The sequence below is a fragment of the Saccharothrix sp. 6-C genome, assembly GCF_016695385.1.
GTDB lineage: Bacteria > Actinomycetota > Actinomycetes > Mycobacteriales > Pseudonocardiaceae > Actinosynnema > Actinosynnema texasense.
The window spans coordinates 1,088,511-1,100,514 of record NZ_CP064192.1; the positions used below are offsets into that span (position 1 = coordinate 1,088,511).

Here is a 12,004-nt window from a genome sequence, read left to right on the forward strand (position 1 = left end):
GACCGCCTCAGTCGATCGGCAGCACCCGCCCGAGGACCGCGAACGGGCGCGGGTCCCCGGTGAACTGGTAGTGCCGCAGCACGTCCACGAAACCCATGCGCCGGTACAGCCGCCACGCCTTGCTCGGCCCCTCCGGCGTGGACAGCAGCACGCGGGAGCTGGGCACGCCCTCCATCAGGTTGCGCAGCAGCTGCTCGCCGACGCCGCGGCCCTGCGCCCGCGGCAGCACGTGCAGCTCGGTCAGCTCGAAGTAGTCGTGCATCCACTCCTCGACCGCGCGCGGCCCGGACACCAGCGTCAGCCCGTGCCGCACCTGCTCGTGCCACCACTGGCCGACCGAGCCCCGGTAGCCGTACCCGATCCCGATCAGCTCGTCCCGCTCGCCCAACGCCACCACGCACCGCCACCCGTCGCGCAGCATGTGCGCCAACCACATGGGCGCGCGCTGCTCGGCCGTGCCGGGCGGATATTCCATGGCGCTGACGTAGAGCGCGAGGGCCTCGTCCAGCCGGGAGTTCAGCTCGCGGCTGGACAGCGCGACGACCCGCTGGGACGGCGCGGCGGTCACCGGGCGACCTCGGCGGAGGAGCCACCGGTCAGGTCGAGCAGGCCCGCGTAGGTCGTCGGGTACACCGCGTGCGGGTGCCCGGCCGCTGCCCACACCACCTCGTACTGCTCCAGCGCGACGTCCACGAACGTCGTGATCGGCGCCGGGTGCCCCACCGGGGAGACGCCGCCGATCACCTGGCCGGTGTGCTCGCGCACGAACGCCGGCGTGGCCCGCTCGATGGCGTCCGCGCCCGCCAGCACGGCGAGTTTCGCGGTGTCGGCGCGGTGCGCGCCGGAGGTGAGCACGAGCAGCGGCGAGGCCACGCCGTCGCGGACGGCGGCGAAGATCAGGCTGTTGGCGATCGCGCCGACCGGCACGCCCACCGCCTCGGCCGCGGCGGCGGCGGTGCGGACGGCGTCGGCCAACACGCGGATCCCGTTCGCCGCTTCGTGGTGGCCCGCCTCGGACAGTGCGGCGGCCACCTTGCGGATGCCGGGGTGGTCGAGTGCGCTCACCTGTTCATAAGACCACGGGCGGTCGGCTTGAGGAGTTCCGGGCCGGCAGGATAGTCTGGTCTGGCTCGAACATTTGTTCGAGCAATGCCTTGGTGGTGGGGCGGGGGAAGCGCCCCACCACCAAGTGCCGCCGTCTCCCCGCGGCGGTCGTCGCTGTCCCGACGCCGCGAGGAGGCCGCGAGATGACTCAGACCTTCCCCCGCCGCATTCCCCTCCCGCTACCGCCGGCGTCGGCGGTGACCCTGCTCGGACAGGCCCGCGAGTGCCTGGCCGAGGCCGGACGGGACCCTTCGCCGCCCACCCGCTTCGCCACGGCCTACCTGGCCGCGATGCGGGCCGCGGCGGCCGTGCTGGCGGCCAGGGGCCGACCCCACCGGGGCCGGGCCAAGCCGACCAGCGTGTGGGTCCTGCTGCCCTCCCTCGCGCCGGAGCTGCGCGAGTGGGCCGCGTTCTTCGCCGAGTCCTCGGCGACGCGCGCGGCCGTGCTGGCGGGCATGACCAGGCAGGTCACCCAGCGCGCAGCCGACGACCTGGTGCGCCAAGCGGCGCAGTTCACCGAGTTGGTCGACGAGATCATGTACGAGGACGGACTGTGAGCAGGGGACTGGTCGCCTACGACCGCCTGATCGACGTAGTGGAGGCCGAAGCCGAGCGCCTGGCGGCGTCGGCCGAGGGACAGCGCCCGGAACGCCAGGTGCCCGCGTGCCCCGGGCTCAACCTCGGGGAGACCGCGCGACACGTGGGCAGCACGTACCGGATGGTGTCGACGTGGCTGAGGGAAGGCAGCCAACCCCTGGTGTGGCAACAGGACCCGGAGCCGGGGCAGCCGCTGCCGGAGTACGTGCGCGCGGGCGTGCGACCGCTGGTGCGGGCCCTGCGGCCGCACGAGCCGGACGACCCGTGCGAGACGTGGTGGCCCGCCGAGCGCAACCACAACTTCTGGGCGCGGCGGCTCGCGCACGAGTCGACCGTGCACCGGATGGACGTGCAGGCCGCGGCCGGGCTGCCGATCGACCCGGTGGACGACGACGTGGCCGAGGACGGCGTGGACGAGATCCTCACGCTGTGGCTGGGCCACCGGCTGGACATCCTCGGCGTGCGCGGCACGCGCGAGGGGACGGTGGCGATCCGCGCCGGCGACAAGGTGTGGCTGGCCACCACCGGCCCGGACCCGGCGGTGGCCCGGCTCGTCACCGACGGGGAGGCCTCGTCGGCGGCCGGCGGGGTGACCGGCACCCCCATGCAGGTGTACCGCTGGCTGTGGGGCCGCATCCCGGACCGCGACCTGCCGCCGACCACCGGCGACCACGACGCGATCGCGCAGCTGTGGGCCCTGCTGAGGCTGGCCACCAAGTAGACGCGCGCCCGCCGTCGGACACCGACCTCCCGTCCGGCGGCGGGCACGCCCCCACCGCGGCGCTCGCGCCCCGAAAACCGTTGCCGCGCACGAGCTTCACAGCGCCAGGGAGGTCACTTCCGACAGGCCCTCGCCGGTCGCCGTCTCCAACCGGAAGCGGATCGCGCGGCCGTCGATCTCCAGCACGCCGACCGAGTTGCCGAAGTGCGGGCCGCTGAGCTTGTGCCACGACACCGGGTCCGGCGAGATGCCCCGCCGGTCCGCCCACCGCCGCAGCACCCGCGCGATCGGCTTCGACCACGACAGCCGGAACGCGGGCCGGAACACCCACGGCGGGTCGTTGTGCACGGGCGAGCACACCAGTTGGTACACCTTCGCGTCCACCGACCCGGCGAACGCGGCCCGTGCCGCGTAGCTGTGGTGCACGTCCCCCGACAGCACGCACACCGTGCCGGGCGCGTCGTCACCCCGCGAGATCCGCTCCAGCAACCGGGCCAGCCGCTCGAACGACGCCCGGAACGCGGGCCAGTGCTCCAGGTCCGCGACCTGCCGCACCTTCTCGCCCACCCGGCCGCGCCACCCGGGCAGCCCGGCCATCCGCTCGTTCAACGACTGGAAGTGGCTCAACCCGTGCGGCATCAGCCACGGCAGCGACGAGCCGATGAGCAGGTGGTCGAAGTCGCCCTCCGCGTTGGCCTCGATCCAGTCGAACTCGGCGTCACCCACCATCAGGCGCTGCGGCCCGTCCAGGATGCGCCCGCTGCGCGTGTCGATCACCAGCAGCCGCACCCGGCCGAAGTCGCGCCGGTAGCTCCACCGCGTCGACTTGCCGCCGTCGACCTCCCGGTCCGCCTGCTCGCCGAAGTCCTCCAGCAACGCCTGCACGTCACCGCCGGTGGACCGCACCTTGGCGTACAGCTCGTCGTTCGCCAGCTCGTCCGGGCTGAGGTTGCCCAGGTGCTGGTAGACCCAGTACGACGCCAGGCCCGCCCGGATGCGCTCCGGCCACCAGCGCTTGGCGGCCATCTGCTCGCGCCACGGCCGCGAGGTGTTCCAGTCGTCGCGCACGTCGTGGTCGTCGAAGATCATCGACGTGGGCACCACGGACATCAGCCAGCGGATCTCGGGATCGGCCCACGACTCGTGGTACAGCTCGGCGTACTCGCGGAACGACACCACCTCGCCCGCGGGCTCCGGTCTGCGCTCGGCCAGCCACTGCTTGATCCGCGGCGTCGGCTCGTCGGCGTAGACCTGGTCGCCGAGCAGCACCAGCGCCTCCGGCCACTGCTCCGGCGACTCGTCCACCATCCGCAGCGCGTACGCGTCCAAGGCGTCCGGCCCGAGCTTGTCCGGCGTGCCCTCCCCCTTCGCCGCGCGGCACGACCCGAACAGCAGCCGCCGCACCGGCGTGGTGCGGATGCGGGGCGCCGGGAACGGCGAGTCCGGCCGCGGCCAGACCACCTCGCCGTCCAACCGCACGTCGTAGGGCGTGGTCGCGCCCGGCGCCAGCCCTTCCACCACCACCAGGGCGAAGTGCTGCTCGCCGACCTGGAACGTCTCGGCGTGATGCCCTGCCACGGCGACCTCGCACGCCACGTCCGTCTCGACCCACACCGTCGCCGAGGTGGAGTCGACGTGCCGCAGCACCGGACCGAGAACCAGCTGAGCCATTGGGCAGACGTTACCTTCGGACCATGCCAACGAGGTGGTGCGATGTGGTGGTCGACTCAACCGACCCCGCCGCGCTCGGCCGGTTCTGGTCGGCGCTGCTCGGCCTGCCGATCACCGGCGAGGGCGACGACGAGGTCGACGTGGCGCTCGGCGACGGGCAGGAGCTGGTGTTCGGGCTCGCGCCGGACGTGAAGGAGGTGAAGAACCGGGTGCACCTGGACCTGGCGTCGACATCGCCGGAGGACCAGGCGGCGATCGTGGCGCGGGCCGTCGCGCTGGGCGCCAAACCGGTCGACATCGGGCAGGGCGACGTGCCGTGGGTGGTGCTGGCCGACCCGGAGGGCAACGAGTTCTGCGTGCTGGAGCAGCGCGACGAGTACGCGCACACCGGCCCGGTGGCGGCGGTCGTGGTGGACGCGTCCGACCCGCCGGCGCTGGCCGCGTTCTGGGCCGGTCCGACCGGGCTGCCCGTGACGCGCTCGGCGGCCGGCTTCGCGTCGTTGGCGCAGGAAGCCGGTCCTTCGCTGGAGTTCGTGCGAGTCGCCGAGCCGAAGGTGGTGAAGAACCGGCTGCACCTCGACCTCGCGCCGTTCGCGGACGGCGACCTGCCGACCGAGGTGGCCCGGCTGGAGGCGTGGGGCGCGGTGCGGGTGGACGTGGGGCAGATCGACGTGCCCTGGACGGTGCTGGCCGACCCGGAGGGCAACGAGTTCTGCGTCCTGACACCGCGCTGACCAGCGCTCAACGCCGGGCGAGCGGCGTCTCGGCCCCGACCCGGGTCAGCTTCTCCGGGTTGCGGACGTAGTACAGGCCGGTGATGCGGGCATCCTCGACCCGGATCGCCATGACACCGTCGACCTCGCCGTCGAAGCGCACGACGAGCGCCGGGTTGCCGTTGACCACGACGGCCTCGCCGGTGAACGCGCTCTCGAGCCGGCCCAGACCGCCCAGGACCATCCGGACCACCTTGTCGGCCCCGACGACCGGCCGCGGCACGGCCCGCTTGACACCGCCGCCGTCGCTGACCAGCACGACGTCCGGCGCGAGCACGGCCAGCAGACCCGGCACGTCCCCGTCCTCCAGCGCCCGCCGCAACGACTCCAACGCCGCCCGCGCCTCACCCGGCGAGACCGCCTCGCGCGGACGGCGGGCGTCGACGTGCCGGCGGGCGCGGTGCGCGATCTGGCGGACGGCCGCCGGGGTCTTGTCGACGGCCGCGGCGATCTCGTCGTAGCCGACGCCGAACGCCTCCCGCAGCACGAAGACGGCCCGCTCGGTCGGCGACAGCGTCTCCAGGACGAGCATCAGCGCCATCGACACGCTCTCGGCCAGTTCGACGTCCAGGGCCACGTCCGGCGCGGTGAGCATCGGCTCGGGCAGCCACGACCCGACGTAGGACTCCTTGCGGCGGCGCAGCGCGCGCAGCCGGTTGAGCGCCTGCCGGGTGGTGATCCGGACCAGGTAGGCGCGCTGGTCGCGCACCTGCGCCAAGTCCACCCGCGCCCACCGCAACCAGACCTCCTGCAGGACGTCCTCGGCGTCGGCGGCCGAGCCGAGCATCTCGTAGGCGACGGTGAAGAGCAGGTTGCGGTGGGCCACGAAAGCCCCCGTCGCCAGGTCGGCGAGGTGCTCGTCCACGTGCTCGGTCCGCGCCACGGTGTCTCCTTCGTTCCCAGGGCCGGGCACCAGACACCGCACCTCCGGAATCTGTGACAGGCACGTGACGTGGGTCACGCCGTCATGGCCGCCTCTCGGCTCCCCGGATCGTCGGTGGGTGCCGGCACCGTGCGGCCCCATGCCCCGGCTCGTGCCCGCGCTGCTGCGCGACCCGACGTTCCGCTGGTACTTCATCGCCCGGACCTCCTCCCACTTCGGTGACGGCCTGATCGGCATGGCACTGGTGTTCGGCTCGCTGCGGCTCGGTGCGTCGCTGAACGAGGTCGGACTGGTGCTGCTCGTCGGCCGGTTACCGGTGGTGGTGTTCACGCTCGTCGGCGGCGTGGTGGGCGACCTGGTGTCCCGTCGGGCCGTCATGCTCGCCGCCGACATCGTCCGCTGCGCCTCCCAGGGCCTGACGGCCGCGCTGCTGATCACCGGCGTCGGGACGCTGTGGCACCTGGCCGCGTTGCAAGCGGTGGCGGGCGCGGCGAACGCCTTCTTCGCCCCCGCCGCGGCGGGCCTGGTCGCCGACGTGGTGCCCCGAGAACGACGCCGCCAGGCCAACGCCCTGGTCAACGCCGCCCAGAACGCCGCGACGCTCCTCGCCCCGGTGGTGTCCGCGGTGCTGGTGGAGACGGTCGGAGCGGGCGCGTCCTTCGCCGTGGACGCGGCCACGTTCGCGGTCAGCGCCGCCGCGCTCATCGCGCTGAAAGTCCCGGACCGGCCGGTGCCGCCACGACCAGCGCTGCTCGACGCCGCGCGGCACGGGTGGCGCGACTTCCGCGCCCGCCCCTGGTTGCAGGCCACCACGATCCAGGTCGCCGTCATCAACGGGGCCTGCATCTCCCCGTTCCTGGTCCTCGCCCCCGTCCTCGCCGATCAGGAGCTGGGTGGCGCTCTGGCCTGGGGGTTCATCGCCAACGGTTACGCCGGCGGCGCGCTGCTGGGCAGCGCCCTGGCCCTGCGCCTGCGCCCACGGCGCCCACTGCTGGTGGCCGTCACCGCCCCGGTCGCCCTGGCCCCGCTGCCGGCCCTGCTCGCCGCGGGCGCGCCGGTACCGGTCCTCGCCGCAGCGGCCGTCCCCGCCGGGGTGCAGGCCGGCCTCTACGCCGTGCTCATCGAGACCGCGCGGCAGGTCCACGTGCCCGCCGACCTCGTCGCCAGGGCCACCGGCTTCTCCACCGTCGTCGGCCTGGCCGCCGCGCCGCTGGGCATGGCCCTGGCCGGCCCGGTGGCCACACTCATCGGCACGGACGCCGTACTCCTCGCCGGTGCGGCGATCGCCGTGCTGAGCGTGCCGCCGGCGCTCGCCGTGCGCTCCGTCCGACAACTCCCGGCCGAGCCCGACCCCGTCCGCTGAACACGAAACGGCACCGTCTTCCGGGACACCCGATGTCCTGGCTCAACCATTCCGATAAGTGGATCTTGGCCAGAGCTGTGGTTTCTCATTTTCGCTGAGTCCTCCGCCAGCGGCCCGGCTCAGTTTTTGTGAGAACTCTGAGGGTCGCGGTCGGGACATCGGGCGGGCCCCACCCGGACAGTTGATCTCGCTGTTGTCCGGGTCGCCGTTGCCCGGAACGCGCTGTCGTCGGCAAGCAGTGGCGCGCGCTGGCAGGTGTCATTCACCTGCGTCCATACCCTGCTGCTCCACCGCTTCTCGCCAGAAGGTGATCTCGTCGCGGGCGGCCTGGATGTCGGGGTGGTCGGGTCCCAGGACCCGCAGCCGGTCGGCCAGCAGCGCCTCGAACTCCGCGACCGCGCCGGCCGGATCACCGGCCTCACCCCGCCAGACGGCGAGGCTGTGGCGAGTGCCCCGGGTGTGGGGATTGTCGGGGCCACGGACCCGTAGCTCGTCTGCCAGCAGCGCCTCGAACTCCGCGACCGCGCCGGCCGGCCCACCGGCCTCACCCCGCCAGACGGCGAGGCTGTGGCGAGTGCTCAGGGTGCGGGGATTGTCGGGGCCACGGACCCGTAGCTCGTCTGCCAGCAGCGCCTCGAACTCCGCGACCGCGCCAGCCGGATCACCGGCCTCACCCCGCCACTGGGCGAGGGTGAAGCGGATGCCCAGGGTGTGGAGATTGTCGGGGCCGTGGACCCGCATCTCGTCTGCCAGCAGCTTCTCGTACTCGGCGACCGCGTCGGCCGGCCCACCGGCCTCACCCCGCCACCAGGCGAACTCGTAGCGGGTGGCCGCGTTTCCGGGATGGTCGGGGCCCAGCACCCGCAGCCGATCCGCCAGCAGCGCCTCGAAACCGGCGACCGCGCCGGCCGCGTCACCGGCCAGACCCCGCCAGAAGGCGAGGTCGTAGCGGGTGCTCAGGGTGTCGGGGTGGTCGGGGCCGTGGACCCGCATCTCGTCTGCCAGCAGCACCTCGAGTTCGGCGACCACCTCGGCAGGGCCACCGGCCGCATCCAGCCCGACGGCGACCTGACGGCGAATGCCCAGAGTGGTGGGATGGTCGGGGCCGACCTGCGAGTCGGCGTGGTCGTGGAGGGTCTGCCAGTAGGCGAGGGCGGCGTGGACTTGCCCGCTCTCGTCCAGTGAGTTTGCCGCGCGTTTTAGTACGTCGTGGAGTGCTGGGGTGAGCAGCGCGGGGATGGTACGGGTGTGGAGTGTGGTGGTGTTGGCGCGGAGTGCTTGGGCGAGGCCGGAGTGGGCGGTGTCGATCTCGGACCAGATGGTGCGGAGGGCGTCTGCGGTCGTGTGGGCGAGAGTGTCGAGGTGGTCGGGGGTAAGGGTGTCGCGGACGGCGCGTTGGACCAGGGCGTGCACCGCCACCGCCCGTTCCGGGCGGTCCGGGGTGAGGGTGGCCAGGTTGTACCGGTGAAGTCGGGTCAGTGCGTCGTGGACGTCCTCAGGGTGGACCTCGCGGGCGGTGAGGTGGTCAAGGATGGGCGGTGCGGTGAACACGGCGAGGGGGATGCCGTTGGGATCGAGCAGGGCGGCGATCTCCAGCAGCGGCCGCGCCAGGCCCACGCCGCGCGGCTGCGCCGGGTCGGCGCGGTCGGCGCGGTCGGCGCGGTCGATGGAGACCGACCAGGTCGCGGCGATGGTGAGCTGGTGTTCGGGCAGGGCGTGTTCGGGCGGGGTGAGGTCGGCCAGGGTGCGGCGCCGGTCGGCCAGCATCGCCCGGTAGTCGGCGACGGTGAGCAGCGGCTGGTCGGCCAGGTAGGCGGCGGCCTGGCTCAACGCCAACGGCAGCCACCCCAACTCCGCCGCCAACCCCGCCAACCGGTCCCGGTCGCCGCCGTCGGCGGTGCCGGCCAGCGCCTCGACGAGATAGGCCAGGGCTTCGTCGGGGGTGAACACGTCCAACTCGATCACCCGGTGACTGCGCCCGGACGCCGCGTCACGCCTCCGGCTGGTCACCACCACCTGCCCACCCACACCGGGTGGCGGGTCCAGACCGCGAAGGTCGGCGGGGTCCTGCACGTCGTCCAGCACGACCAGCCAACGGCGCGTCGTGCCCGCCAGCCACTCCCGGAACCGGCCCGCCGCTTCCTCGGGTGGCCGGTCGGCGATCCGCGGGTCCTGCTCGACCAGCACCCGCTCGGCGGCTTCGGCGTAGGCGGTGACGATCGCGTCGCGCGACAGCGCCGACACCCACACCGCCACGTCCAACTCCTCGTCGGACCAGACCGACCAGGCGTGGTCGGAGGCCAGCTGGGTCTTGCCGACCCCGCCCATCCCCGACACCACCACACCGGCACCCCTCCCGGCCCCGACCAGTACGACCGGGCATCCCGCGTTCAACGCGTCCGCCAGTTCCGCGTGGGCCCGGCGTTCCCGGTAGTGCCCCGCCAGCGTGTGCGGCACCCCGACCCGCACCGGCCACACCACCCGTGCCGGAACCGCCTGGTGGACGACCGTCGCGTCCCGCCCGGCCTGCACCGACAACCCCGGCCCGAGCACGGTCGAACCCTGCCACACCCCGGCTGCGGCTGCTTCACGATCACCCGCGAAGCCGCCGTCCTCCGTCACAGCCCATTCCCGACCCACGTGAACACCATCGCTGACCTGTTTGCCTACAGACACCGCACAACTGCGGCGACCCGCCGTCCACCCTCGGCGCACTGGCCGCGCCGCCTCGAACGGCACCAACGCCGTCCCGCCCAACGAGACACGCTGCTCGACGCGGCGTCGAGCAGCGTCGAACTCCGGCCCCGCCGGCAGTGGACGCCAACCCAGCGTTCGCGCGCATCCACCAAGCCAACCCGCCCTACTCAGTTCAACTAAGCCACAGGGAGCCATTTCTCAGTCTCGCTGAGTCCTGCGCACTTCAACTGGGCCAGGACACCCGACCCCTGGTGGTCTCGACAACGACCGGCTACAGTCCGCTGGTATGCAATATATTAGTCGGGCGTTGTTTCGTGACCAGGCGCTGATCGCGATCCGCGAGGCGATCCTCGGTGGCGACCTGGCGCCCGGCGTGCCGATCAAGGACGTGGAGCTGGCCGAACGGCTCGGCCTGTCGCGGACACCGGTGCGCGAGGCGCTGGCACGGCTGACCGACGAAGGCCTGGTCGAGAGCAAACCGCACAGCTACACGCGGGTCACGCCGTTGGACACGGCGGCGGTGCGTGATGCGCACGTCGTCGTCCAGGCCATGCACGCCCTCGCGGCGCGGCTGGCCGTGCCGCGTCTGGTGGAGGCGGACCTGGACGCGATGCGTGCGGCGAACACGGCGTTCGCCCGCGCGTTGGCTTCCGGCGACGTGCCCGCCGCTCTTGCCGCCGACGACGAGTTCCACGCGGTGGCCGTGCGGCGTGGCGGCAACTTCGCCGTCACGGCCACCATCGACCGCTACACGCCTCTCGTGCGCCGGCTGGAACGGCAGCGGTTCGCCGCGCCCACCGGCCGCCACTCGGTGGCGATGCACGACGAGATCATCACCGCTTTCGCCGCGGCCGACGCCGACCTCGCGGCCCGGCTGGTCGAGCGGAACTGGGCGACGTTGGCCGACCTGTTCGTGGTTGAGGAGAACTGACATGGCGCTGGGCGATTTCGAGCGTTACCCGCTGACCTTCGGCCCGTCCCCGGTGCACCCGCTGGAGCGGCTGACCAGGCACCTCGGCGGCGCGAAGGTGTGGGCCAAGCGCGAGGACTGCAACTCCGGGCTGGCCTACGGCGGCAACAAGACCCGCAAGCTGGAATACCTGGTGGCGGAGGCGTTGGCGACGGGCTGCGACACGCTGGTGTCCATCGGCGGCGTGCAGTCCAACCACACCCGCCAGGTGGCCGCGGCGGCGGCACGGGCCGGGCTGAAGTGCGTGCTGGTGCAGGAGAGCTGGGTCGACTGGCCGGACGCGGTGTACGACCGGGTCGGCAACATCCTGCTCAGCCGGCTGATGGGCGCCGAGGTGCGACTGGTCGAGGCCGGCTTCGGCATCGGCGTGAAACCCGCTTGGGAGCAGGCGATCGAGGACGTGCGCGCGGCCGGCGGCAAGCCGTACGCCATCCCCGCGGGCGCGTCGGACCACCCGCTGGGCGGGCTCGGGTTCGCCGGGTGGGCGGCCGAGGTCGAGCAGCAGGAGGCCGAGCTGGGCGTGCGGTTCGACACGATCGTCGTGTGCTCGGTGACCGGCAGCACGCAGGCCGGCATGGTCGCCGGGTTCGCGGGCAGCGGCCGGAGGGTGATCGGCGTCGACGCCTCCGCCGAGCCGTGCGACACCCGTGCGCAGATCACGCGCATCGCCAAGAACACGGCGGAGCTGCTCGGCGTGAAGGTGACCGACGAGGACGTCGTCCTCGACGACCGGTTCCACGAAGGCATCTACGGCGTGCCGGGCGAGTCCACTCTGGACGCCATGAAGCTGGGCGCCCGGCTGGAAGGCATGATCACCGACCCGGTGTACGAGGGCAAGTCCCTGGCCGGCCTGGTGGAGCTGGTCTCCACCGGCGAGATCCCGCGCGACTCCAACGTCCTGTACGCCCACCTGGGCGGCCAGCCCGCGCTCAACGCCTACAGCGCCCTGTTCCGCTGAGCGCGTGCACGTCCGCTGAGCGCGTGGGCGTCCGCTGAGCGCGTGCGCGTTGGGCCGCGTCAGCTAGGGCGCTGGGTTCGCGCGGGGTGCCCGTTCGCGTTCGCGCGCTGGGTGCCTGGCGCTGGGTGCTTGTCGCTGGGGCTGGGCGTTCGTTCGCTGAGATCAGGTCGCGTGAGGTGGTCGGGGTGGGACCGGTCCGCCGTGCGTCGCCGCCTCCTTGTATCCCGGCAACGTCAATGGTGTGTCGAAAGTTTCCAGGTCGGCTTG

Annotated in this window: 11 protein-coding genes; 6 read left to right on the forward strand and 5 right to left on the reverse strand. The window is 72.9% G+C overall.

Annotated features, from left to right (window positions below; genetic code table 11):
- Positions 1–7: 7 nt before the first annotated feature.
- The gene (locus tag IOD16_RS05125; RefSeq protein WP_123743416.1) at positions 8–568 is read right to left on the reverse strand and encodes a GNAT family N-acetyltransferase; all 561 of its coding nucleotides are present in this window, start codon (positions 566–568) and stop codon (positions 8–10) included.
- A complete protein-coding gene (locus IOD16_RS05130; protein ID WP_201439113.1) occupies positions 565–1,065 on the reverse strand; it encodes a YbaK/EbsC family protein in 501 nt (166 codons plus the stop codon). The genes IOD16_RS05125 and IOD16_RS05130 overlap by 4 nt, the downstream gene beginning before the upstream one ends.
- A 182-nt stretch (positions 1,066–1,247) precedes the next feature.
- Between IOD16_RS05130 and IOD16_RS05135 the strand changes: the two genes are divergently transcribed.
- Positions 1,248–1,661, forward strand: a complete 414-nt coding sequence (locus IOD16_RS05135) for an SAV_6107 family HEPN domain-containing protein (RefSeq protein WP_123743414.1) — start codon at positions 1,248–1,250, stop codon at positions 1,659–1,661.
- Positions 1,658–2,422 carry a maleylpyruvate isomerase N-terminal domain-containing protein gene (locus IOD16_RS05140; protein WP_123743413.1) on the forward strand — a complete coding sequence of 255 codons (765 nt, stop codon included), beginning with the start codon at positions 1,658–1,660 and terminating at the stop codon, positions 2,420–2,422. The genes IOD16_RS05135 and IOD16_RS05140 overlap by 4 nt, the downstream gene beginning before the upstream one ends.
- 96 nt (positions 2,423–2,518) lie before the next feature.
- Here the strand turns inward: IOD16_RS05140 and IOD16_RS05145 are convergent, their stop codons facing one another.
- Complete coding sequence (locus IOD16_RS05145; RefSeq protein WP_201439114.1) at positions 2,519–4,093, reverse strand: alkaline phosphatase D family protein; 1,575 nt, start codon at positions 4,091–4,093, stop codon at positions 2,519–2,521.
- 47 nt (positions 4,094–4,140) lie between these two features.
- Between IOD16_RS05145 and IOD16_RS05150 the strand changes: the two genes are divergently transcribed.
- The gene (locus IOD16_RS05150; protein WP_328809419.1) at positions 4,141–4,827 is read left to right on the forward strand and encodes a VOC family protein; all 687 of its coding nucleotides are present in this window, start codon (positions 4,141–4,143) and stop codon (positions 4,825–4,827) included.
- A gap of 7 nt (positions 4,828–4,834) precedes the next feature.
- On the opposite strand, the gene IOD16_RS05155 is transcribed toward IOD16_RS05150, so the two are convergent.
- Positions 4,835–5,749: an RNA polymerase sigma-70 factor gene (locus IOD16_RS05155; protein WP_268957679.1), complete on the reverse strand. Its 915-nt coding sequence runs from the start codon at positions 5,747–5,749 to the stop codon at positions 4,835–4,837.
- Between the two features lie 139 nt (positions 5,750–5,888).
- Here IOD16_RS05155 and IOD16_RS05160 point away from each other — a divergent pair, with 139 nt between their 5' ends.
- Complete coding sequence (locus IOD16_RS05160; RefSeq protein ID WP_201439116.1) at positions 5,889–7,112, forward strand: MFS transporter; 1,224 nt, start codon at positions 5,889–5,891, stop codon at positions 7,110–7,112.
- 258 nt (positions 7,113–7,370) lie between these two features.
- Here the strand turns inward: IOD16_RS05160 and IOD16_RS05165 are convergent, their stop codons facing one another.
- Positions 7,371–9,734 (reverse strand): NB-ARC domain-containing protein, encoded by a 2,364-nt coding sequence (locus IOD16_RS05165; protein ID WP_201439117.1) that lies wholly within the window; start codon positions 9,732–9,734, stop codon positions 7,371–7,373.
- Positions 9,735–10,095: 361 nt separating this feature from the next.
- Here IOD16_RS05165 and IOD16_RS05170 point away from each other — a divergent pair, with 361 nt between their 5' ends.
- Together IOD16_RS05170 and IOD16_RS05175 are read left to right on the forward strand one after the other, a co-directional pair.
- Positions 10,096–10,740, forward strand: a complete 645-nt coding sequence (locus tag IOD16_RS05170) for a GntR family transcriptional regulator (protein ID WP_201439118.1) — start codon at positions 10,096–10,098, stop codon at positions 10,738–10,740.
- Position 10,741: 1 nt separating this feature from the next.
- Positions 10,742–11,737, forward strand: coding sequence for a 1-aminocyclopropane-1-carboxylate deaminase (locus IOD16_RS05175; RefSeq protein WP_201439119.1), 996 nt, complete (start codon positions 10,742–10,744; stop codon positions 11,735–11,737).
- The last annotated feature ends 267 nt before the right edge of the window (positions 11,738–12,004 follow it).